At 68.5% G+C, this 20,746-nt stretch carries 21 protein-coding genes and 3 pseudogenes; 12 read left to right on the top strand and 12 right to left on the bottom strand.

Features of this window, described 5'->3' with window-relative positions; genetic code table 11:
• Positions 1-58 precede the first annotated feature (58 nt).
• Positions 59-538: pseudogene (locus ACZ7DY_RS35160) on the bottom strand (dihydrofolate reductase family protein).
• 140 nt (positions 539-678) lie between these two features.
• The gene (locus ACZ7DY_RS35155; RefSeq protein ID WP_471142948.1) at positions 679-1,236 is read right to left on the bottom strand and encodes a MarR family winged helix-turn-helix transcriptional regulator; all 558 of its coding nucleotides are present in this window, start codon (positions 1,234-1,236) and stop codon (positions 679-681) included.
• 123 nt (positions 1,237-1,359) lie between these two features.
• Between ACZ7DY_RS35155 and ACZ7DY_RS35150 the strand changes: the two genes are divergently transcribed.
• The 3 genes from ACZ7DY_RS35150 to ACZ7DY_RS35140 all read left to right on the top strand — a co-directional run bounded on the left by ACZ7DY_RS35150 (position 1,360) and on the right by ACZ7DY_RS35140 (position 4,114).
• Positions 1,360-2,112 carry an SDR family NAD(P)-dependent oxidoreductase gene (locus ACZ7DY_RS35150; RefSeq protein ID WP_471142945.1) on the top strand — a complete coding sequence of 251 codons (753 nt, stop codon included), beginning with the start codon at positions 1,360-1,362 and terminating at the stop codon, positions 2,110-2,112.
• Positions 2,113-2,500: 388 nt separating this feature from the next.
• On the top strand, positions 2,501-3,016 hold the full coding sequence (locus tag ACZ7DY_RS35145) for a lytic polysaccharide monooxygenase auxiliary activity family 9 protein (RefSeq protein WP_471142944.1): 516 nt from the start codon (positions 2,501-2,503) through the stop codon (positions 3,014-3,016).
• A gap of 252 nt (positions 3,017-3,268) precedes the next feature.
• Positions 3,269-4,114, top strand: coding sequence for an SAM-dependent methyltransferase (locus ACZ7DY_RS35140; RefSeq protein ID WP_471142941.1), 846 nt, complete (start codon positions 3,269-3,271; stop codon positions 4,112-4,114).
• A gap of 171 nt (positions 4,115-4,285) precedes the next feature.
• On the opposite strand, the gene ACZ7DY_RS35135 is transcribed toward ACZ7DY_RS35140, so the two are convergent.
• Together ACZ7DY_RS35135 and ACZ7DY_RS35130 are read right to left on the bottom strand one after the other, a co-directional pair.
• On the bottom strand, positions 4,286-4,711 hold the full coding sequence (locus ACZ7DY_RS35135; protein WP_471142938.1) for a pyridoxamine 5'-phosphate oxidase family protein: 426 nt from the start codon (positions 4,709-4,711) through the stop codon (positions 4,286-4,288).
• 97 nt (positions 4,712-4,808) lie between these two features.
• A complete protein-coding gene (locus ACZ7DY_RS35130; protein WP_471142935.1) occupies positions 4,809-6,044 on the bottom strand; it encodes an MFS transporter in 1,236 nt (411 codons plus the stop codon).
• A 129-nt stretch (positions 6,045-6,173) separates the two neighbouring features.
• On the opposite strand from ACZ7DY_RS35130, the gene ACZ7DY_RS35125 reads away from it, so the two are divergent.
• From ACZ7DY_RS35125 to ACZ7DY_RS35110, 4 genes are all read left to right on the top strand, one after another.
• The gene (locus ACZ7DY_RS35125) at positions 6,174-6,500 is read left to right on the top strand and encodes an ArsR/SmtB family transcription factor (RefSeq protein ID WP_471142932.1); all 327 of its coding nucleotides are present in this window, start codon (positions 6,174-6,176) and stop codon (positions 6,498-6,500) included.
• 111 nt (positions 6,501-6,611) lie between these two features.
• Positions 6,612-7,052 (top strand): VOC family protein, encoded by a 441-nt coding sequence (locus tag ACZ7DY_RS35120; protein WP_471142928.1) that lies wholly within the window; start codon positions 6,612-6,614, stop codon positions 7,050-7,052.
• A 163-nt stretch (positions 7,053-7,215) separates the two neighbouring features.
• Positions 7,216-8,388: a helix-turn-helix transcriptional regulator gene (locus ACZ7DY_RS35115; protein ID WP_471142923.1), complete on the top strand. Its 1,173-nt coding sequence runs from the start codon at positions 7,216-7,218 to the stop codon at positions 8,386-8,388.
• A gap of 178 nt (positions 8,389-8,566) precedes the next feature.
• A complete protein-coding gene (locus ACZ7DY_RS35110) occupies positions 8,567-8,908 on the top strand; it encodes a hypothetical protein (protein ID WP_471142920.1) in 342 nt (113 codons plus the stop codon).
• A gap of 198 nt (positions 8,909-9,106) precedes the next feature.
• Here the strand turns inward: ACZ7DY_RS35110 and ACZ7DY_RS35105 are convergent, their stop codons facing one another.
• The 4 genes from ACZ7DY_RS35105 to ACZ7DY_RS35090 form a co-directional block, all read right to left on the bottom strand.
• Complete coding sequence (locus tag ACZ7DY_RS35105) at positions 9,107-9,532, bottom strand: hypothetical protein (RefSeq protein WP_471142916.1); 426 nt, start codon at positions 9,530-9,532, stop codon at positions 9,107-9,109.
• 110 nt (positions 9,533-9,642) lie between these two features.
• The gene (locus tag ACZ7DY_RS35100; RefSeq protein WP_471142912.1) at positions 9,643-10,683 is read right to left on the bottom strand and encodes an NAD(P)/FAD-dependent oxidoreductase; all 1,041 of its coding nucleotides are present in this window, start codon (positions 10,681-10,683) and stop codon (positions 9,643-9,645) included.
• Between the two features lie 181 nt (positions 10,684-10,864).
• Complete coding sequence (locus tag ACZ7DY_RS35095) at positions 10,865-11,212, bottom strand: hypothetical protein (protein ID WP_471143008.1); 348 nt, start codon at positions 11,210-11,212, stop codon at positions 10,865-10,867.
• Between the two features lie 70 nt (positions 11,213-11,282).
• On the bottom strand, positions 11,283-11,816 hold the full coding sequence (locus tag ACZ7DY_RS35090) for a hypothetical protein (RefSeq protein WP_471142910.1): 534 nt from the start codon (positions 11,814-11,816) through the stop codon (positions 11,283-11,285).
• A gap of 784 nt (positions 11,817-12,600) precedes the next feature.
• On the opposite strand from ACZ7DY_RS35090, the gene ACZ7DY_RS35085 reads away from it, so the two are divergent.
• Positions 12,601-14,523: an ATP-binding cassette domain-containing protein gene (locus tag ACZ7DY_RS35085; protein WP_471142907.1), complete on the top strand. Its 1,923-nt coding sequence runs from the start codon at positions 12,601-12,603 to the stop codon at positions 14,521-14,523.
• A gap of 251 nt (positions 14,524-14,774) precedes the next feature.
• Here the strand turns inward: ACZ7DY_RS35085 and ACZ7DY_RS35080 are convergent.
• The 3 genes and pseudogenes from ACZ7DY_RS35080 to ACZ7DY_RS35070 all read right to left on the bottom strand — a co-directional run.
• Positions 14,775-15,074: pseudogene (locus ACZ7DY_RS35080) on the bottom strand (cation transporter); the annotation flags it as partial.
• A gap of 34 nt (positions 15,075-15,108) precedes the next feature.
• Positions 15,109-15,383, bottom strand: a pseudogene (locus ACZ7DY_RS35075) (ArsR family transcriptional regulator).
• A gap of 103 nt (positions 15,384-15,486) precedes the next feature.
• Entirely contained in the window at positions 15,487-16,380 is an 894-nt protein-coding gene (locus tag ACZ7DY_RS35070; protein ID WP_471142903.1) for a YwqG family protein, read from the bottom strand.
• A 288-nt stretch (positions 16,381-16,668) separates the two neighbouring features.
• Here ACZ7DY_RS35070 and ACZ7DY_RS35065 point away from each other — a divergent pair, with 288 nt between their 5' ends.
• Together ACZ7DY_RS35065 and ACZ7DY_RS35060 are read left to right on the top strand one after the other, a co-directional pair.
• Complete coding sequence (locus ACZ7DY_RS35065; RefSeq protein ID WP_471142901.1) at positions 16,669-17,298, top strand: hypothetical protein; 630 nt, start codon at positions 16,669-16,671, stop codon at positions 17,296-17,298.
• Positions 17,295-17,666 (top strand): peptidase inhibitor family I36 protein, encoded by a 372-nt coding sequence (locus ACZ7DY_RS35060; protein WP_471142900.1) that lies wholly within the window; start codon positions 17,295-17,297, stop codon positions 17,664-17,666. The genes ACZ7DY_RS35065 and ACZ7DY_RS35060 overlap by 4 nt, the downstream gene beginning before the upstream one ends.
• A gap of 154 nt (positions 17,667-17,820) precedes the next feature.
• Here the strand turns inward: ACZ7DY_RS35060 and ACZ7DY_RS35055 are convergent, their stop codons facing one another.
• Positions 17,821-19,074 carry an FAD-dependent monooxygenase gene (locus tag ACZ7DY_RS35055; protein WP_471142899.1) on the bottom strand — a complete coding sequence of 418 codons (1,254 nt, stop codon included), beginning with the start codon at positions 19,072-19,074 and terminating at the stop codon, positions 17,821-17,823.
• A gap of 93 nt (positions 19,075-19,167) precedes the next feature.
• On the opposite strand from ACZ7DY_RS35055, the gene ACZ7DY_RS35050 reads away from it, so the two are divergent.
• On the top strand, positions 19,168-19,743 hold the full coding sequence (locus tag ACZ7DY_RS35050) for a TetR/AcrR family transcriptional regulator C-terminal domain-containing protein (RefSeq protein ID WP_471143005.1): 576 nt from the start codon (positions 19,168-19,170) through the stop codon (positions 19,741-19,743).
• Between the two features lie 81 nt (positions 19,744-19,824).
• Complete coding sequence (locus ACZ7DY_RS35045) at positions 19,825-20,688, top strand: maleylpyruvate isomerase family mycothiol-dependent enzyme (protein ID WP_471142896.1); 864 nt, start codon at positions 19,825-19,827, stop codon at positions 20,686-20,688.
• Positions 20,689-20,746 lie beyond the last annotated feature (58 nt).

The raw sequence follows: 20,746 nt of genomic DNA, 5'->3' as shown, positions 1-20,746 counted from the left end.
CGCCACCGCCGCCACGGCCCACCGCCGCGCTCGCCGCGATGGGTGCCCCGCTCCCTCGCTAGCGACGCACCCGGTAGAGCAGGTGCAGCACCCGGTTACCGGCAATGATCGTGTCCGGGTCCTCGAGTAGATGTTGCGTCTCGACCGACCCGAAGTACCTTTTGCCCGACCCGAAGACCACGGGCACCACATCCATCGCCACCTCGTCGACCAGGCCGAGCCCGAACGCCTGCCCGCCCACCTCGCCGGCCGCCGCGGCGACGATGCGCTCCCCCGCGAGTTCCTTGGCCTTGGCGACGGCCTGGGCCACGTCGTCCACGAAGTGGTACGACCCCTCGGGATGCCAGTCCTCCGGCTTGGGCCGGTGCGAGACGACGACCACGTGCTCACCCGTCGGGGGGCACGCCTTCCCAGCCGTTGGTGAGGTCGAACAGACGGCGCCCGATCACCATCGCGCCGACGTCGGGCCCATCTGGTCATGCGTGTCGGCGATGAAGCCGTCGACGGAAACGACGTTGCGCATGACCACCTTGCTCATTCGCATCTCCTCGACAGCATGAGCGCTGCACACAACGGCGTCACAACACCCGGCAACGGGCCCGGCAATCCGGTCCGGAACACACTACCGACCCCCTACTCTCCCTGCTTCACTCCTGCCTGTCGTCGTCTCTCCTGCCGTCACTCCTCACCGACCTGAGTGATCCGCTCGTCCCCCAGCCGCCGTTGGACATCCGCAAGAAGGGTGCCGAGCAGTTCGGTGAGCTGGGCCTGCTGCTCAGAGGTGAGGCTGGAGATCAAGTCGGCTTCCCTACCGAGCACTTGGTCCACGGTCGCCTCGACCAGGGCATGTCCGGCCTCGGTGAGGGAGACCTCGACGGTACGGGGTCGGCCGGTGCCGGGGCGGCGGGAGACCAGGCCCTCGCGTTCGGCGCGGGCCACGCGTTGCGAGACGGCGCCCGCGGTGACCATGGAACGGCGGCCCAGTTCGCGGGTGGTCAGCGTGTAGGGCGTACCGCTGCGACGCAACACGCTGAGCAGGTCGAGGGTCGCGGTGTCCACACCGGCACGGGCGAGAACCCGTCGACGGTCGTCACCGAAGAGCTTGGCCAGCTGCCAGATCGGCGTAACGATGCCGATCGATGTGGCCGGAGTGCCGGGTCGCTCACGCTCCCAGGCGGCGGCGATGTCGTGCGCGGTGAACGGGACGGTGGCGTCGCTCGCCGCGCCTTTCCCCATCTCTCCCTCCGCTCCTGCCCCTCCCTCTCCTCCCGCACCTTCCTCTACGTCTCCCATGGCCTCTCCTATCGATGGTACGTTTAGATCTAAATTTAGGCCTCAATGAATGTTGGAGCTCAGCTTATGGCACGCACCATCCTGATCACCGGTGGCGGCACGGGCATCGGCCGTGCCTCCGCCCAGCACTTCGCCGAGCGCGGAGAGACCGTCTTCGTCACGGGCCGACGACGCGAACCGCTCGACCGGCTGGCGGCGGAGACCGGCGTACGCGGCCTCGTGTGCGACCACACCAGGCCCGAGGCGGTCGCCGCGCTGCTCACCGAACTGCCGGAACAAGTCGACGTCCTGGTCAACAACGCCGGTGGGAACACCGACTTCGACGCCGACCCGCAGCCGGGCATCGAGTTCGGCACCGAGGCCGATCTGGTCGCGTACGCGCAAACCTTCCGCGCCAACCTGGACGCGAACCTCGTCAGCGCCGCCCTGACCACCAGGGCTCTGGACAACCGACTCGCGGCCGGCGGAGCGGTCATCCACATCGGGTCCATCGCCGCGAACCGCGGCTCCGGCTCTTATGGGGCGTACGGCGCTTCGAAGGCCGGTCTCTCCACCTGGAACCTGGACCTGGCGCGCACGCTCGGGCCTCGCGGCATCACCGCCAATGTGGTCGCGCCCGGCTTCATCGAAGACACCGAGTTCTTCAGGGACCATCTCCAGGACGAGAGGCGTGAGCAGCTCGTGGCCGCGACCGCGACGGGCCGTGCAGGCAGGCCCTCGGACATCGCGGAGACCATCGCGTTCCTCGCGTCCCCCGGTGCGCGTCACATCACCGGACAGGTGCTGCATGTCAACGGGGGTGCGTACACGACTCGTTGACCGATTGACCTGATGACCCCTCGGCTGGCCGCGGTGTTCGCAGACGTACGGGCCGCGCCGTCACATGCGATCTCGTAGGTGATCTCGTATGCGCCCTCGCACTCCCGACGCGTGGCGCGAATCCGACCTTGACCGCGGCCCGCCGAAGTCTATGGTCCGGACTAATCGGCAGTCGCGAAACTTCTGACCCCACCCCTCTCTGCCCCCACCCCTCGGGGCCGCCACCCGCATCGCTACGTCCTCACGCTCACCCCGCATCCCGCATCCCGCATCCCGACGCCCCCTCCCCCACGACCACGCCCGCCCCCCTCAACTCACAACTCTTACCCCCACGAGAGCACTTCGCGCTGCACCCCCATGAAGCAATGCAGTGAAGGAGTACGTACGCATGGACAAGAAGCGGAAGATAGCCGCCGTGATCGGCGCCGGGCTTGCGCCGGTCCTGGCCCTCACCCTGCCGACCGGTTCGGCGAGCGCGCACGGTTACGTCAACGCACCGGCGAGCCGTCAGGCGCAGTGTGCGGCCAGAACGGTGTCGTGCGGCGAGATCAAGTACGAGCCTCAGAGCGTCGAGGGCCCGAAGGGGCTGCGCAGTTGCAGTGGCGGCAATGCCCGGTTCGCGGAGCTCGACAACGACAACAAGGGCTGGCAGGTCAGTAACGTCAGCAGGACGCAGACCTTCACCTGGACGTTCACCGCCCGCCATCGCACCGCGAACTACGAGTACTTCGTCGACGGCACGAAGGTCGCGACCATCGACGGCGGCAACCAGCAGCCGCCCGCCACGGTCACTCACCAGGTCAATCTCGGCAGTGCCACCGGCCGACACAAGGTCCTCGCGGTGTGGAACATAGGCGACACCGCCAACGCGTTCTACGCCTGCATCGACGTCAACATCCGCTGAGAGGCGGGCTGTCTCCGCACTCCCTCGCCCCCACCGGGCCGCCGCCCGGTGGGGGCATCGTCCGTACGTATACGTACATACGCATACGGGGCCCTAAGCCCTGAGCCGCCCGCAGCCCGCAGCTCGCAGGCCGCAGCCCGCTCCAAATTCGTACGTCCTGATGACATGAACTGGTGTGCTTCACACGATTGTTGCCAAGTAGGTTGTGCACGGAACAGTTCACGCCACGGTTGAAAGACGGACGGTATACCCATGACCGACTCTGCCACGCCGCCACCGACGACGACACCGATGACCACGCCCGACTCGGCGGCAGCACACCAGAAGATCGACACGTCGGTGCCGCACTCGGCCCGGATCTGGAACTACTGGCTGGGAGGGAAGGACAACTACCCCGTCGACGAGGCCGCGGGCGACGCGTACAGCGCCGTGTTTCCCGGCATCGTCACCGTGGCCCGCAGCAGCCGCGCGTTCCTCCAGCGCAACATCACGCACCTGGTCGGCGAGGCGGGCATCCGGCAGTTCCTCGACATCGGGACGGGCCTGCCGACGGTGAACAACACCCACGAGGTGGCCCAGCGCCTCGCCCCGGAGGCCAGGATCGTCTACGTCGATCACGACCCGATGGTCCTCACCCACGCCCGCGCGCTTCTCACCTCGACGCCGGAGGGGGCGACCGCGTACGTCGACGCCGACCTCTCCGACCCCGACCGCATCCTCGCGGCCGCCGCCGAGACCCTGGACTTCAGCCGCCCCACCGCGCTGATCCTCAGCAACATCCTGGGGCACATAGCCGACTACGACGACGCGCGTGCCATCGTCGCCCGGCTCATGGACGGGCTCCCGTCCGGCAGCTACCTCTCCATCAACGACGGCTCACGCGGCATCGACGCCACGTACGAACAGGCTCAGGACGCCTATAACGAGACAGGGGCCGTCCCGTACTTCCTGCGCCCCGTCGACAAGATCACGGCGTTCTTCGACGGCCTCGAACTCCTGGACCCGGGGGTCGTCTCCGTTCCCTTCTGGCGGCCGGACCCCGGCTCCCCCACCCCGGAACTCATCGGCGAGCACGGCGGTCTCGCCCGTAAGCCGTAACGTTCCGGCCGACTGGCTGACGGCCGGCCGGTCGATCGGTCAATCGCCCGGTCGTCCCGGCCACCCTCCTCACCGGAACCCCCGTCGGGAGGATGGCCGGGGCGGCGGCCAGGCATTCGGGTCGCGGCGGTCAGACCTGCCCGCTCAGACCTGCCCGCTCAGACCGTTCCGCTAGACCGTTCCGAGGTCCGTCGAGTACCAGCGTTCGGGGCGCAGGTAGAACACGACCTGCTCGCCGTGTTCCTTGGACGCGAACTCGACGTACGGCTCCACCTTTTCGGCCGGGAGATAGCGGGCCGACATCTCCCTCAGCTGCTCGATGGTCGCCTCCTCCGTGCGTACGACCGGGCCCTCCACGGAGACGTAACGGATGGTCGGCTCCAGACGGTCGACCATCAGCGAGAAGCGCCCCGCGGCCTCGATCAGCTTGCCCTTCTTGGAGTCGCGGCCGGTCATCACCCACAGCTCGCCACCGGGCGTGTACTGGTACCAGATCGGCAGTGTGAGCGGCGCCCGCCCCTCGCCCGCCTCCACTGCGAGCGCGCCGATGTGCGGCTCGGCGAGGAACTGTTCGCGTTCTTCGACACTGAGAGGCATTGCGGATCTCCTTTGATCGTGGGGCGGGGGTGGTCCGGTCATGATCTCCAACTCGCCCTCCGCAGGGGGTATTCCGCAACGCCGTGTCCTCGGCGCGTCACGCCTCCGTCCTCTCGGGGCTGACCGTGGCCGGATCCGGCGTGACGGCGGGGGTCGCCGTGGCGGGGGTCGCCGTGGCGGGGGTGGTCACGGCAGGGCGGCGTGTGCGTGTGGTCGCCAGGTGCCAGAGCAGGGCCAGGGCGGTGATGCCCGCCGCCGCCGGGCCGAGTCCAGACGCGGTGAGCCCGATCCACTCCTGCGCAAGGCCGCCGAGTCCACCGCCGAGGGCGATCCCGACGTAGAGCGCAGAGGAGTTGAGGCCGAGCAGGACCGGGGCGGCGGCGGGGCTGTGGGAGATGAGGCGGTGCTGCTGGGGGACGACGACGACTCCGACGGTCACGCCCCAGGCCACGGCCCAGACGAGGGCGGAGGCAAGGGAGCGGATCGCGAGTGGGGTGAGTGCGAGGGCGAGAGCCGCGAGAGTGAGGGCGCCGGTGAGGACGCGCGCCGGGTCGTAGCGGTCGACCAGCCGGCCGGCGGCGATGTTTCCGACCAGGACTCCGACGCCCCAGGCGAGCAGGATCAGGGTCAGCAGGGATTCGCTGCCTCCGGTGGTGTCCCGCAGGGCGGGGCCGATGTACGTGTAGAGGGTGTAGGTGCCGAGGAAGGCGAGTGAGGTGACCGCCAGCAGCGCCAGTACGTGGCCCTGCTTGAGGGGGCGCAGGCGGTCGGGCAGTGAGGCGGCGGGAAGAGTCACCTTGGGGAGGCCGACGGCGATGCCGACTGCCGCCAGCAGGCCTATACCGGCAACCGTCCACAGCGTGATGTGCCAGTCGGTGCGGCCGATCAGTGTGCCGAGCGGCAGGCCCAGCGCGGTGGCCAACGTGAGGCCGCCCAGGACGAAGGCGAGTGCCCGGCCGCGGCGTTCCGGTGGCACGAGGGCCGCCGCGGTGCTGGAGGCGGCGGAGTTGATGATTCCTGCTCCCACGGCGGTGACGACGCGGGCGGCCATCACCACTTCGTAGCTGGCTCCCAGCGCGGTGACGACGTTTCCGATCACGAAGACGGCCAAGGCGATCAGCAGGGCGGAACGCCGGTCCAGGGCGCTGGTGAGGGTTCCCATGACCGGCGCGGACACCGCCATGGTGAGGGCGAAGACCGTCACCAGCTGACCGGCGGCCGGGGTGGAAACCCCCAGGTCGGCGGCGATGGCGGGGAGCAGACCGGCAATGACGTAACTGTCGGTGCCGACCGCGAAGGTCGCCGCCGCCAGAGGGAGAAGTCGTCTGAGCATGGATCGTGCCGTCCTTCCGGAGTGGAGCGGAGCGGTGGTGGGTGATCGGCACTGTAAGCAATACATGGATGCTTGTCCATGCATCAATGTGTGGCTAGTCTGTACCTCTGTCACGGACGGAGGGAAGCGATGCGCGAGGTGTCTCAGCCGGCGACCGAGGCGATCCGGATGGTGGAGGTGCTGCGCGCACTGGCCGATCCGGTACGACTGGAGATCATCCAGAGGCTCGCAGTGACCGGCGAGGAGAGCTGCAACGCCATCGGCGGCGACATGGACGTCCACCAGACGACGCTGTCCCACCACTACCGGGTGCTGCGCGAAGCGGGCATCACCTGGACCACCGTCCAGGGGCGGACCCGTTTGATACGACTGCGGCGCGACGACCTGGACGCCCTGTTCCCCGGCCTGCTCGACTCCGTACTGAACGGGGCTCGCCACCAGCAATCCACCACCTGAGCTCGAGGCTGAGGTGACGGCGGCCCGGGGATGTCGAGAACGTACGACCGGCTCCGTCCCAGAGACATCAGCGGCCACCACCGGCCGTACGGAGAAGAGGGAGCAGCCATCATGGCGATTCAGCGGATGGACAACGTCGGCATCGTCGTCGAGGACCTGGACGCCGCCATCGCGTTCTTCGTGGAACTCGGTCTGGAGCTGGAGGGCAGGGCGGAGGTCCAGGGACCCTTCGCCGACCAGTGCACCGGACTCGAGGGCGTCCACTGCGACATCGCGATGGTCCGGACGCCGGACGGTCACAGCCGGCTCGAACTGGCGAGGTACCGCAGCCCTGCCGCGATCCGCGAAGAACCGCGCAACCGGCCGCACAACATCCTCGGCACACACCGCGTCATGTTCGCCGTCGACGACATCAAGGACACCGTTGCCCGCCTGCGACCCCACGGTGCCGAACTCCTCGGCGAGATCGCCCGGTTCGAGGACAGCTACCTGCTCTGCTACGTCCGCGGGCCGGAGGGCATCATCGTCGGCCTGGCCGAGCAACTGGGCTGACGGGGAGGACGGCTCGCCCTGGGCGTAGCGTGCCGCCCAGGTGACCATCCAGGGAGCGGGAGAATCTGTTACCTATAGGCCACAGATTTAGGGCTGGTCGGTCGGCGCGTTCACTCTTTGGGGTGGCTGCGTGAGCGCCTGACCGGTCCTAGACTTTTGGGCCGTGGGATATGACACGGAACAAGTCACGCGTCGTCTCACGGCCGCTTTGCATCTGCCCTTGCCCCGTGACGCCGTGGGGGAATTACTCTCCCGCGAGGTCGCCTCGCGGGTGCCACACGAGGCGATGAACCTGGTGGGGCTCAACCCCTGCACCGGAACAGTTTCCTTCGGTTTCTGGCACCGCTATCCGCGCGACCTGGCCCGCGCGATCATGCTCAACTGCTACTGGGGCGATGATCTGATGCGCCCGGTCGACCTTGCTCGCCAACGCGTACCCATCGCCATGGCATGCGCCGCCGGAGACCACGTACCAGATGGCCCCGCAGTCACACCGAGCGGAACGGCGCGCTCCCGGCAGATCCTCCGCGAGCACGGGGCCGGTTGCGAGCTGCGTCTACTGCTGCGCGACCGCCGCTACACGTGGGGCGTGTTGTGTCTTCTCCGTGAGAACGGCAGACGTCCGTTCACAGCGCAGGACGCGGACCGGCTCAGAACTCTCGCACCGGCGCTCGTCGCCGGCCTCCGCTCCTACGTACAGGCAGGTCGGTCGCTGCCGACCAGACCGCCCCCACCACCGGGCGTCATCCTTGTCGACGCCGACCACGCGGTGCAGGGCGTCACCGCCCAAGCACAGGACTGGTCGCGGGAGTTACGGACGGCAGGCGTGTCCGAATGGCTGTCCTCCCCGCAGTGGTCCGCGGCCGCCCTGGCAGCCGAGGTGCGGTCGGCCGTGAGTGCCCGGCCCAGTGAACGGCCGGTGGTCTGCGTGCCCGCGACGCATGCCGGCCGCTGGGTCGCGTTACATGCACAGCCCCTCAACCCGCACTCCGCCGAATCGCCTCAGGAGGCGGCGGAACCCCGCTCCCCGCGAGCGGGTCAGGTTCCGGAACACGTACCGGAACAAGCCGCAGGAAGTAGTGGTGGTGGAACGGCTGTTGTCGTCCAGGCCGCCACGGGAGACCTCCTGTTGCCCGCGTTCTCCGCCTGGTACGGACTCACTCCCCGCGAGCGCCAGATCGTCGAAGCCTCCACAGGGGCGCGCACTTGCCGACAGGTGGCCAATGCGCTGGATATCTCCCCCTTCACCGTCAACGACCACTTGAAGGCCGTCTTCCGAAAGACGCGTGCCCGTGGGCGGGACGAACTCATGGCCCTGCTCGGTTACTCAATGTGAATTTCAGGGTCCTGCTTCTCCTGCTGGATCTGCTGTACATCCCTGATTTCAGGGATACTCCCCCGCCTCCGCATGAGACACGCTCATATCCACAAGGCGCATGCCCGGCACATGGCCTACACGTCATCACGTCACACGCTGAAGGCAGTTGCGCTCTGGAACAGGGAGGAAGACAAAGATGGCGACGAAGAATTCGGAACCGGTGGACGAGACCGGCGGAGTCACCGCGGTCAAGGCGGGGCACGCTCCTGAGGCCGCGGAGGCGGCCGCCTCAGGAGCGTGGTGGGCCTTCTTCAGCGCACACCGCATCTTCAACCAGCGGATCAACATCCCCGTCGTACCCGGGAGCCTGCTGTGGGTGTCCCTGACAGAGTGCGCGCCGGGCAGCAACACCCCGTTCCTCGGGAACGCGACCATGCACACCTACAACGTCGTTCCCTTCGACGGCTACATGCTGCTGCGCGGGGAGATCGACTGGGACGAAAACCTCCTCGTCCGCGCCAGCATCTACATCGGCTGACGAGGCAGGCCGACAGCGGTACTTACGCTCCGGCGCCGTCATGGCGCCCACACCTGCCCCGGCTGCGGCGGTCGATCCGCGACGCGCCGCAGCCGGCGCAGGCCGTGGCGCTGAACGCGTACATCCACTCCATCGTCGCGTTCCGGCTCGCGCCGGTGGTGGAGAGGCCGGGGCGGCCTCCTTACAGGTTGGCAGTCGTCACCAGTACTGGACCATCACCTTGATGAGGATGATGACTCCCACCCCGAGGATGCCGACCCCCAGGGCCGTTACGAACATGTCCTTGCCGGGCTGGGGTTCGGAGGCGGTGGCCTTGTCGGGCTCGTCGTCCGCGTAATACACGAGCGTCTCGTGCCCCGGCTCCCGGCTCGGCGGTCCGCCGGCCTCCTTGAAGCGGATGACCGAACTGTCGGCCGTGGTGAAGTCGTACTCGTGCCATTGAATGCGCCGGGCAACGTTGTTGACCATCTGGACGGTGACCCAAGCGCGTACCACCCGCGCCCGGGCGGTGAGTCCGCTCTCCCACGCCGAGCGCCGCTCCCGTGACCGGCGCACCAGCGCATAGGCGGCCCAGACCGACACCACGATCAAGAGCGGGAAGAGCATGTGGAAGACGGCATCCATGCGGTACGTACCCCCGTACGTGAGGAAGGGAACCCTGCGCGCGCCAGCGACCGATCACGGCGCACGCGGACCCTACCCGACGACCAACTGGGCAGTTGATCGACATGGCCTCAGTGGAGACGTGGGCGGCAGCGCTGTAGTTCCGTGGAGGGAATGCCGGTCACGAGTTCGTCCGCGATCAGCCGTCCGACGGTGGGCGCCAGGGTGATGGCGGAGTGCATGACCGCGACGTAGACGGACCGTCCGTGCGTCGCGTATCCAACGACAGGTCCGTTGCTGGGCATGGGGCGCATCCCGGTGGCGTAGCCCAACAGGCGGCACTGGTCGCTTTCTTGGAAGGCCGCTTTCAGATGCTGCAGCGCAACATGAACGGCCCGCTCCAGCTCTGCGGCTGTTCCTTCGACGTGCGGCACGACCAACAGGAGGTTGCCGCCCTGTACCTCGCGGACTTCGAAGTCAGGGCAGGCCACGATGCTCTTGACCATGCCCGGTGGCGCTGAGACCCGCGCGAGGGTGGCCGGGGAGGCGGTGATGGCCAAGTCGATTGGCAGAGGTCCGCAGAGCTTGGGGACGCGTATTCCGGCAGCGAGCAGGACGGTGGTGGCAGGGAGGAACCCGGTCGTTGTCAGTACTCCCTCGACGCGTCCATCGGTCATCTGCAAGGAGGACACAGCGGTGTCGTAGAGCACGGTTGCCCCATGGGCGATGGCGGCTGCAACGAGTGCGTGGGTTAAGGCAGTTGGGTCGACGCCTGCGTCGCTCGGGGTGTGGATTGCCCGGTCCGGCGGGTTTCGGAGGTTGGGCTCCAGTGCTGCGGTGTCGCTTCGTCCGATACGGGACTGTCCTGGCCCCGGCGGTGAGCTCCCGGAAGGGGTATCGGCCCAGGACAGCGAGCCGGTCCAACGCATGGTGACCCCGGGAACTTCGGCCTCCAGGCGCCGGTAGTCCGCCAGGACGTACTCGCGGAGATCTTGCGCGCCTCCGGGCCAGTGGCCGCCCGCGCTGCGGATCCAGGCGAAGGAGTCTCTGGTCACTCCAGTGGCCGGTCCAGGCCCTTGCTCGAACAGGGTGACCGAAACATCCCGACGGGCAAGGTGGTAGGCCACGGAGGCGCCGACAATCCCCGCCCCTACAACAACAACGGCTGACATGAGGCCCCTTCGCCAGGAGATGACTCTTCAGGCTGTAGCTGCAGCCGTAAAGACACAGTCAGGCCGGGGCTGCGACCGCGCAACGGGAATTTGCTGCACGTTCCGGGGCCTCTTTCTCTCGTTCGGGGAATGTTGGAGTCAGCGGGGGCGCAACAGCCGGGGCCGTTGCGCCCCCGCAGGGTCAGTCACCGGTGAGATGTTTGATCTTTTCGAACGGGTAGGCCGCCACGATCACCACGGCCGTGCCGTAAAGCGCGAAAGCCACCAGCCCCCATGTGGAGACTGACTTTCCGCCGCCGCTCAGGATCACCGCGCCGATCGGCACAAGTGGTGCCAGGCTGAGCAGCGCCGCGCCAGTGCACCAGAACGCCAGCAGCTGATTGGCACGCTTGTTGAGCGCGGGATCGGCCTTCACTTTCGCTGGGACGTCGTACCCGATCGCCCTATTACAGGCCTCTCCCCGGTATCCGACGCGGGCGGCCAGGAAAGTGGTCACCGCCAGTAGGCAGAAGCAGCCGAAGAGGAGCATGTAGGCCACGGGTACCTCTGTCTCTCGTGTCGATCGTGTTTCTCGTGTCGCTCGTTTCTCTCGTCGGGCGCTAGCGGATGTACTTGATGATGAAGGCGATGACCATGTTGACGGCCTTGTTCTTCACCCAGTTCGGCAGGACCTTCCAGGCCCAGCCGCCGATCTCGCCACCGAGGCATCCGATGATTGCGTTGCGTACGTAGGTCTTCTTGCTGGACGCTTTGCCGGCCGCGATATCGCTGAGTACCGACGTGGGGATGCTCGCCACAGCGCCCTTCGCGCACCATGCCGCAGCGCCGATGGCGACCGCCGCTATGGGAAACGCGCGGGCTTGCGGGCCGTTCCCGCCGGCGGGCTGCCGGCTCATGGCGTTGGAGATCTCAGCGAGAGCCTCCGGGCCCATCCCGTCCTCGATGAACTTCCATTGCTCCGCAGTCAGAGCAGGCGACGCCGATTCGCCCGCGGCGGCGGCACTACGTCCGATGACCGGAATGCCGGCGCTGTCGGCGGCCATGGCAGCGGGTGCCACGGTGGCGAGGAGTGCTCCGCTGGTGACGGCGGCGATGCAGGCCAGAGATAAACGTCGCGTTGCGGTGGTGCGCATTACTTCTCCTGTAGTGGGAGGAAAATGGGTGCCAGGTATGGAGCTGGCTGGGAGCGGCCGCGGCAGGTACCGAAGCGCAGCGAGGAGCCGACGCAGACACGAGGAACCCAACGGTCCCCCTTGCCCTCTAGGTTACGTATGAACAGCAGCTCGCCAGGTCCGCCTGACAGGCAGTCAAGAACTTATGAAGGTCTGACGCCACGGAGCTCCGCCGAAAGTCCTGACCTTTCGGGACCTCTGGCCTGTATTTGCGTAGCTGAGAGCCCGGGCGGCATTTGAGGGGCCCGGAGCAGCTGCGCCGCCATCGCGGCCGCTCATGCGCGTGACGCCCGCGGTTCACCCGGTCGCGAACCAGATCGAGCCACTTTCGCACGCGCCAAATCTCGGGGCACAGAGGCGAGTTCGAGAATCCTTTCTCCTTGCATCGCACCAGTTGAACGCTGTGCTTTGCACAGTCCCCGTCCTGCCGCCGCCCCGAGCAGACATGACCGGATCGCGGTGCCGGCCACCGCCGGTTGTCAGTGGCGTGGGCGAGGGTCCCTCCGCAGAGCACGGCTCCGCGTGGCCACGCCATGCCCCACCAGGGCGTGCCCCACCACGGGTGCTCTGCCCGATCCACCAACCGAGGAGAATCCGTGAATCCCGTCCGCCTGCTTGCCGCCCTTCACCCTGTGTTCGACAACCCTCCTGCTGCGGCCGTCGAGGCCCTCGCGTTCCGGCGGCCCGTCGACGTACGCCGCGTTCTGTTCGCCGCCGCATCACGACCGTCATCGGGGTGGGGGGCATGACCGACGAGACGAACGTCGGTTGCGGGACCGACTGCGCGCCGGTGTCCCTCCCGGCGGCGCGGGCCGGTGCCCCGCGGCCATCGGCGCCGCCCGAGCTCGACTACAACGGGCGCAAGCATCGGCGGGCGATGGACGAGGCGAGCCTCTGGGACATGGCCCGTCGCATCCCCGCGGCCCTGATGCAGACGGCCCGACTGGCATGGAGCGTCGACCGGCGCATGGCGCTGACGATCGTCGTCTGCCAGCTGCTGTCAGGGCTCGGCACGGCCGTGATGCTCGGCGCGGTCGCCGAGTCCCTGCCGCGGCTCATGGTCTCCGATCCCCGAAAGGGCCTGGCCCACGCGTGGCCGGCGCTGACCGTCGCCGTCGTCGCGATGGCCACCGGCGCGGCCATGTGGATCCTCGCGGACTGGGCTACCCGGCGCCTGAACCCCAAGATCGCCTCCGCCGCGGACCTGCAGCTCGTCGATCTCCATATGCGGGCCGAGCTCGCCGCGTACGACGCACCGGGGTTCGGGGACCGCAGTCAGGCGGCGGAGATCGGCGCGATGCGTGCGGTCGACCTCGCCGACGACGCCAAGACCCTCACGAACGGGTTGGTGCAGCTGCTGTCCGCGGCGACGGTGCTGACCTCTCTGCACCCGCTGCTGCTCGGGGTGTTGTTGCTGTCCGTCCTCCCACGGGGCATGGGCGGGGTGATCGCCGCGCGGGTCGACTATCGGGTCCACGACCAGACGGTCTCCGCCCGCAACGTCCGCGGAATGATGCGGTGGTGGCTGACCACGTCCGATCTCGCCGACGAACTCCGCGCCAACACCATGCGCCCGTATCTGCACTTCTGGTACCGGAGCATGTGCGACCGGGTTGAATCGAGAGAAGTGGCCGGGGCCCGCCCGTATCTGCGGATCACGCTCCTGGCGGCCTGCCTCGGCGGCCTGTTCACCCTCGGCATGTGGGCCTCGCTTGCCGCGCTGGTGCTCACCGGCGCGATGACGACCGCCCTTGCGGGCACCGCCGTGGTCGCCTCCCAGACCGCAGGACGGGCGCTCAATTCGATCATCCGGTACAGCACGGTCATGTTCCATCACGGCCTCTACCTCTCCGACTACTACACCTTCATCGACGAGGTCCGCGCCATGACCACCGCGCGCGGCACCGTACGCGTCATGCCTCCACGGCAGGTCCGGCTGGAAGGCGCCTCCTACACCTACCCGAGCAAGGAGACTCCGTCCGTACAGCCGATCACCCTCACCTTGAACCGCGGCGAAGTCGTCGCCCTGGTCGGGGAGAACGGCGCCGGCAAGTCCACGCTGATCCGCATGCTCACCGGCCTCATCGTGCCCACCGACGGCAAAGTGCTCTGGGACGACACCGACTTGGCCGCCGCCGACGTGGACACCGTGTGGCAACACGTCGGCCTGGTCCCCCAGAAAAATGGTCATTGGCCGCTCGCTGCCCGGGAGAACATCACCTTGGGCCAGCCGCGCGAGCACGGTGACCATCGGATCTGGGACGCGGCCGAGCGGGTGGGCATGACCAAAGCGCTGCGTGACCTCCCGGATGAACTGGAGACGTTGCTCGCGCGTTCGGTGTGGGGCGGCCACGAACTGTCCGGCGGGCAGTGGCAGAGGTTGGCCTGCGCGCGGGCGATGTACAGGGAGCCGGCCGTACTCGTCCTGGACGAGCCGACCAGCGAAATGGACGCCCGAGGAGAGCACCAGATCTTCCGGGAACTACGGGCCATGGCCCCGGACCGGATCACCGTGGTCGTGACGCACCGGCTCGACAACGTACGTATGGCCGACCGGATCATCGTTCTGGACCAGGGTGCCGTACGCGAGGAGGGGTCCTTCGACGCGCTCGTCGCCACGGAGGGGAGTTTGCTCGGAGAGCTGTACGCCCTCTCGCAGGACCGCTGACCAGAGGTCACCACGGGTCGGCCACCGCGGGGTCGCGCAGCCGGCGCGGCCCCGCCAGCGCTGACGTACGGCAGCGTGGGGCAGCGCGGGGAGGATGCGCCGGACGTCGCGGACAGCTGTGGTCACGCGCTCGGCAGGCCCGGGGACCGGGCGGCGTCGTTCAGCGGGTCGAGGCCGGTGGCGCTGAAGTCGGTCGCCTGAACGGTGAGTCCCTGGCGCGGGCGAAGTACCGGGGCGTCGCGGCCGTGGCCGGCCTCGCCGGTGTCGAACAGCGCGCATACGGAGTCGACGGCGATGTAGGGCGCGAGGGCGAAGAAAGAAACGGCGATGATACGTAGCGTCCTCTGCTCCCGGGCCTCTCGGACGACGCGGTCGCGGGCGGAGAACTGCCAGGCGACCGCCGTGGCCGAGGAGACCTCCACGACGGAGTCGAGTCCGAAGCCGATCAGGGCGGTGGAGGTGGCGAGGGTGCCCACGGTGATCGCGGCGATGGCCTCGATCACGTTGTAGGTGATCGTGGCGGCGACCAGCAGGCGTATCCGGCGGGCCAGGGCATCGCGGCCGGCCGTGCGATGTCGCGGCCACTCAGCAGCAACCCTTCTCGTCGGCCTCCAGGCAGGTGCGGTCGGTCTCGACGACGACGACCGCGGTGCGCAGGTCGTCGACTGACGACCAGGCCGCAGTCGTAGGCAGGCAAGGTGGTTGGACAGACGCGTGCGGGAGATCTCGAGCGCGTCAGCGAGGTCGGCGGGGTAGGCCGGCGCCTCGCGCAGGGCGAGCAGGATGTGGTAGCGAATGGGGTCGGCGAGGGCACGCCCGAAGCGCGCCAGCATCTCGATGTCGGTGGCGGTGGTCAGCACCCTCTGGCAGTACAGCACACCCTGAATTTCGCGGAGCGCCAGCCAGTATTCGACGGCCACCCGCATGCACCGGTAGAGCCTTGGACTGGAGCCGCGCGCGATCTCACGAACAGTCTGAGCGGTAGGCGAAGGGCCTGTCGGGGCAGGTCGTGCATTCGAACAGGTAGATGCCGCCCATGTCACCGAGCATGAGGCCATGAGGGCGCTGGATTTCGGTGCGTCGTTCGTAGGGAAGGTCCCAGATCGTTCCCGTGGCCGGGGTGTCCTCGACGGGCAGCCACGTGCGCCAGCTCTCGCCGTCGAACTCGGCGCTGTTGACCGTCAGCAGATGTTCCATGCGCACCCTGCATGTGGCGCACGTCGGCCAGTTGGGCTCTTGCGTCCACGTCGGGTACCCGCCGACCTTGACGCCGTCCGACACCGAGAGGTGGGACCAGTAGGACCAGCCGGTTTCCTCCTCCAGCTCTTCGAACCTGGCTTCGAGCGCGTCGGCCACCTCGTCCGGGAGGTCCCAGTTCGGGTAGTCGGTGACGCGCTCGGGGTGCAAGACGCAGGGGTGAGGCAGGTAGTCATCGTGAGGGCCTGTCGGGCGGGGCGGATCGGCCGGGCGCAGGTCGCTCAGGGAGCTGTCCCGCCAGTACACCTCGGGGCGGGGAACATAGCCGTCCTCGTGGTCGAAGGGGCACCAGAGCACCTGCAGCAGATCGGCGCCGCTGGGGAGGGCCAGGTCAGGTACGTCGGTGGCAAATATCTGGAGGACCGGGACGAGCGGGATCGGCCCCTGTTCGGGGGGAGAGAACGCCGTGCGCGGGTGGTCGTCCACGCAGTGGGGCCACGGCTCCAGGAGCGGCCAGAGCACGGGTCCGCCGAGCGAGCTTTGCCGCGCGCTCGGATCGCCGGGGCGCGGATGCAGGCGTACGGCCGTCTTCCGGTGGTCGGCCACCTCGGGGAAGAGCGTCTCGACGTCGAGCGGACGCGGCGGGGTGGTACGAGCCATCGAGCGTGCTCCTCACAGACCAAACGTTGTTCACGACCACGACCACGATCGAGGCCGCGGTGGGCTGAGATTAACCGCCCGGTCTGTCGGATCCACCAGCAGGCCCCGTTCCCGCCCAGGGCCCGGGCCACGGCCACAGCCACAGGGCACCTCGCGCGGTCAGCCTTGCCAAGCCCCACCCCCCAGGTGTGCCGCAACGTTTCTTCGGGTGAAACCGGCGCCCAGCCGGGTGAGGGAGAGCCCCCTGTGCTGTCGCGCCGGGTGCCGCAGAAGCTAGATACGTTGCCTGTGATCAAGAGGCAGCCCGGGGCCCGCGCGCCCCTCCGCCCGTGGAGGCCCGAACACCTGCCGGTCCAGCCTGCTGCGGGCCGTGCGGCTCTCGCGGCCCGCACCTTTCTGGCGTACTGCACGCTCCTGGCGGGCTGCGCCCTCCTGTCGGGGTGTGCCGTCGGACCCGGCCCCCGGACACCCGTTCTCGCACCGGACGATCTGATCAAGGCGGCCACTCAGCGCCTCACCGACGCCTGTCTGACGCGCCGGGGGCTCACCCCGCCTCGCGGTGGGCACAGCCGGCCGACGGGCGCGGACGACCGGCGGGTCAGCGCGGCGCTCTTCGGGACCGGGCCGGCCGAATTGTCCCAGGCCCTGCCCACCGGCTACGTCGTACGCGCCCACACCGACGGCTGTCTCGCCGCTGCCCAGCGGCGGCTCTACGGGGATCAGCCCGGCTGGTTCCACGCCTCGGTCGTCGTCAACAACCTCCGGCCCGAAGCCGCACAGAGCCACCGAAACCTCGCCGAGATCCGGGCCCGCCACCGCGCCGAGATCGCGGCCTGGAAACGGTTGCGTGCCCACGCCCGTACCGAAGCCACCAGCGTGCTCAAAACCCCACCACCGAAGGGAAACTCGTCCCCATGAAGCGCCTCGCCGCCCTCCTCGCGACTGCCGCCGTCTCGACCGCCGCGATCCTGGTCACCTCGGCGGCAGCCGTAGCCGCCGACTGCCGCAGCGGATACTTCTGCGTCTGGACCAACGCCAACTTCGACGGCATGAAGATCGAGCACAGCGGCGACGACCACTGGTGGGAGGGCGACATGTTCAAGCACGACTCCTCCTGGGCCAACCACGGGGTCTCAGGCCCGGGCGTCCCCGACCACGTGAAGGTGTATCAGGGCCGCAAACTGCTCGGCCGGGTCACCCTGTGCCTGGCGCCCGGCCAGGAGGTCGGCTACAACGCCGGCGCCAATGACCAGGGAGGTTCCCACACTTGGACCAGGGGCTGCTGAGGCCGTCCCGCAGCCGTCGCCGCGCCACCGGGTCGGCTCGCTTTTGCTGCCGAATCGGGTCCCTACCAACTGCGGGACGAGTACGGACCCGACAGCCCCCTCCCCCCCCCGCCCCGGACGCCGAGGCGTCCCTCGATCACGTCCCGGTCCGTCCCTACGCGGCGACCGGGACGGCGGCGTACGCCGGGAGTTGCCAGGCCCCGCCGCGATCCTCCTTCGCGAAACGCGCCACCAGCTCAGGGAGGCGGAAGAAGCAGGCCAGGGCGGTGGCGTTCTGGAAGGCGCTGATCGCGTGCCTGCTCATGGGCATGCCCACACGCAGCAGGCGGGGGTTCACCTCGGCCTGGATCTCGTCGACGAACGGCCGCAGGACGCGGTCGTATTCGGACAGTGCGGTGGGCAGGTCGTCGGCGTGCCGGTTGATCTCACCGGCCAGGACGTAGGCGCCGATCAGGCCGCCGGAGATGCCCATGCCACTGTAGGGAGAGGCGCAGTGCGCGGCGTCGCCCGCCAGGACCACGCGGCCGTTGGACCAGGTATTGGTGCGCACTTGCGCGATCTCCTGGGAGTAGAAGAACGGGCTCGTCTTCATGCCGTCCACGAAGCGCTGGGTCTGCCAGCCTGCGTCGCGAAAACGGTCGACCCAGAACTCTCGCTGCCGATCGACGGGTGCGCGGTGGATCGCGGAGGCTTCCGCCGACTCCTCGCGCAGCACGAAGTACACCTGGGTCTCGGTCGCGTTGTGGCTGCGGCGCATGATCTGGCGGCCGCCCGGGACCATGTAGGTGTCGCGGATATTGCTGTCGGAGGCGATGCGCGGGACGAACCAGTAGGCCATGTGGATGCCGACGCGCCAGTACGGGTCGGCCCCCGGCGGAAGCAGCGCCTGCCGGATGCGTGAGCCCTGTCCGTCCGCGCCGATCAGCAGGTCGTACTCGCCCGAAGTCCCGTCCGAGAAATGGGCGGTGACGTGGTGCTCGTCCTGGTCGAAGCCGTCGACGCTGGTGCCGAAGACGTACTCGGTGTCGTCCCTGGTCGCGTCGTGGAGGATGCGGACGAGGTCGCCGCGCATGATCTCGTACTCCGAGGTGAGGGCCTGGCGGCCCCTGCCGGAGGTGTTCGCCATGATCGTGGCCTTCGGCTTTCCGCGGGCATCGACGAACGCCACGCCCGCCTCGTCCACCAGCTGACCGCGCACGGTGTCCAGCAGACCCATGCGTTTGACCGCCTCGATGCCCTGTCCGCGCAGATCGACCTGCGCGCCCGTCGCGCGCAGCGCGGGGAAGCGTTCGGCGACCGTCACCTGGTGACCATCGCGGGTGAGCCAGAAGGCCAGCGCCTGTCCGGCGATGCCGCCGCCTGCGACGAGGATCCGCAGAACCCGCTTCGGGGTCTCTTTGTCCGGCATACCGGCTCACCTTCCGAAATCCATCGATGGAATCTATCGGTGATTGTTTTTCTCAGACTCTTCTATCACCGATAGATTGTCAACGTGACCAAGATGAACCGTGCGACCGTCGTCACCGAGGCGCTGGATCTGCTCGACGAAGTAGGGCTGGACACCATCAGCACCAGGCGGCTGGCCAAGCGTCTGGGCGTCGAACAGCCGTCGCTCTACTACCACTTCCGGACCAAGAAGGACCTCTTGGCGGCCATGGCGGAAGCCGCCATGGCCCCACACGCCCGCGCGCCGCTCCCCTCCCCCACCGACGACTGGCACGCATGGTTCCTGGAGAACTCGCGCAGTTTCCGGCGCACTCTGCTGCAGCGCCGCGACGGCGCACGCCTCCACGCCGGCAGCACCCCGACCGGCGACCTCGACCGGATCCGACACAAGATTGCTTTCCTCGTCGATTCCGGCGTTCCCGAGAAGGCGGCACAGATGGCGATGCTGGCCGCCGGCCGGTACACGGTCGGCTGCGTGCTGGAGGAGCAGGCGGATACGGGTCCGAAGGAGGACCTGCCGGCCGACGTCCCGGTCCTCGACCATGAGGCGGCGTTCGAGGCCGGCCTCGCCCTCATCCTGGGCGGACTCGTCCAGCACACCGCCGCGTACAAGAACTCCACGGGCAGCTAGCCGAGCTTCTCGACCACGAGGCGCGGGGGCCACGGTGAAATTGGGTTGGCCGACTCGACTCCCGTTGTCAGGATCTTGGGCATGGTGTCCCCACTCGGCGATTCCGCCGGTCTGTCCTGGCTCGGTCCTCCCATCGACGCGCGCGGTCTCTTCGCTGCCGAGCAGGCTGCGCTGATGGAGACTCTGCGAGGGCTGAAGCCTGCCGACTGGCGGGCCGAGGCCGTGCCCGGGTGGACCGTCCGCGACCTCGCCGCCCACCTCCTCGGCGACTTCTACGGCCGCCTCAGCCGCGATCGCGACGGCCACCAGGAGGGGCCCGCTCCCGCGTCAGATGAGCGGTTGGAGGCATTCATCCACCGCATCAACCAGGAATGGGTCGAGGCTCACCGCCGGGTGAGCCCCGCCCTCCTCGTCGACGCACTCGACCTGGCCGGCGCCCAACTGGCCCTGCACTTCTCCGGTGTCGACCTCGACGCGCCCTCCCTGGGCGTGTCCTGGGCGGGCGTGGACCCCGCCCCGATGTGGCTGGACTGCGCGCGCGACCTCACCGAGTTCTGGACCCACCGCCAGCAGATCCGTCACGCCGCCGGCCGTCCGACGGACACAAGGCCCCGCCCGTTCGGAGTGGTGCTGGACACCTTCATGCGAGCCCTGCCCCACACCCTGCGGAACGTCGACGCCTCGCCCGGTACGCAGATCCGCGTCGACGTGGACGGCGCGACCCATGGCACCTGGACCGTCACCGCAGGCGACAACGCCTGGCCCCTCGCCCCGCCCACGCCCGAGATGGCGCGTCCCGCTGCCCGGGTCGTACTCGATGCGGAGTCCGCGTGGCGTTTGTGCACCAGGAAGATCACTCCGGAGACCGCCGTCGCCACGGCCCGTATCGAAGGCAACCGACGCCTGGCCGAAGCCGCTTGCCAGATCGTGTCCATCGTCCGTTGAGGCTGCTGACTCGCTGACTCCCCCCACGGTCGTCCGCTCGGTTCATCGCCTGCCGACG

The organism is Streptomyces sp. NPDC037013, assembly GCF_055607265.1.
This window is presented reverse-complemented; position numbering and strand designations above follow the sequence as displayed.

Bases quoted from the DNA above. Each gene is read 5' to 3' on its own strand.
- ACZ7DY_RS35155 (WP_471142948.1), bottom strand. From the start codon at position 1,236: ATGGGGAAAGGCGCGGCGAGCGACGCCACCGTCCCGTTCACCGCGCAC.
- ACZ7DY_RS35125 (WP_471142932.1), top strand. From the start codon at position 6,174: ATGCGCGAGGTGTCTCAGCCGGCGACCGAGGCGATCCGGATGGTGGAG.
- ACZ7DY_RS35135 (WP_471142938.1), bottom strand. From the start codon at position 4,711: ATGCCTCTCAGTGTCGAAGAACGCGAACAGTTCCTCGCCGAGCCGCAC.
- ACZ7DY_RS35090 (WP_471142910.1), bottom strand. From the start codon at position 11,816: ATGCGCACCACCGCAACGCGACGTTTATCTCTGGCCTGCATCGCCGCC.
- ACZ7DY_RS35150 (WP_471142945.1), top strand. From the start codon at position 1,360: ATGGCACGCACCATCCTGATCACCGGTGGCGGCACGGGCATCGGCCGT.
- ACZ7DY_RS35110 (WP_471142920.1), top strand. From the start codon at position 8,567: ATGGCGACGAAGAATTCGGAACCGGTGGACGAGACCGGCGGAGTCACC.
- ACZ7DY_RS35130 (WP_471142935.1), bottom strand. From the start codon at position 6,044: ATGCTCAGACGACTTCTCCCTCTGGCGGCGGCGACCTTCGCGGTCGGC.
- ACZ7DY_RS35060 (WP_471142900.1), top strand. From the start codon at position 17,295: ATGAAGCGCCTCGCCGCCCTCCTCGCGACTGCCGCCGTCTCGACCGCC.
- ACZ7DY_RS35050 (WP_471143005.1), top strand. From the start codon at position 19,168: ATGAACCGTGCGACCGTCGTCACCGAGGCGCTGGATCTGCTCGACGAA.
- ACZ7DY_RS35105 (WP_471142916.1), bottom strand. From the start codon at position 9,532: ATGGATGCCGTCTTCCACATGCTCTTCCCGCTCTTGATCGTGGTGTCG.
- ACZ7DY_RS35070 (WP_471142903.1), bottom strand. From the start codon at position 16,380: ATGGCTCGTACCACCCCGCCGCGTCCGCTCGACGTCGAGACGCTCTTC.
- ACZ7DY_RS35145 (WP_471142944.1), top strand. From the start codon at position 2,501: ATGGACAAGAAGCGGAAGATAGCCGCCGTGATCGGCGCCGGGCTTGCG.
- ACZ7DY_RS35055 (WP_471142899.1), bottom strand. From the start codon at position 19,074: ATGCCGGACAAAGAGACCCCGAAGCGGGTTCTGCGGATCCTCGTCGCA.
- ACZ7DY_RS35100 (WP_471142912.1), bottom strand. From the start codon at position 10,683: ATGTCAGCCGTTGTTGTTGTAGGGGCGGGGATTGTCGGCGCCTCCGTG.
- ACZ7DY_RS35095 (WP_471143008.1), bottom strand. From the start codon at position 11,212: ATGCTCCTCTTCGGCTGCTTCTGCCTACTGGCGGTGACCACTTTCCTG.
- ACZ7DY_RS35120 (WP_471142928.1), top strand. From the start codon at position 6,612: ATGGCGATTCAGCGGATGGACAACGTCGGCATCGTCGTCGAGGACCTG.
- ACZ7DY_RS35085 (WP_471142907.1), top strand. From the start codon at position 12,601: ATGACCGACGAGACGAACGTCGGTTGCGGGACCGACTGCGCGCCGGTG.
- ACZ7DY_RS35045 (WP_471142896.1), top strand. From the start codon at position 19,825: ATGGTGTCCCCACTCGGCGATTCCGCCGGTCTGTCCTGGCTCGGTCCT.
- ACZ7DY_RS35140 (WP_471142941.1), top strand. From the start codon at position 3,269: ATGACCGACTCTGCCACGCCGCCACCGACGACGACACCGATGACCACG.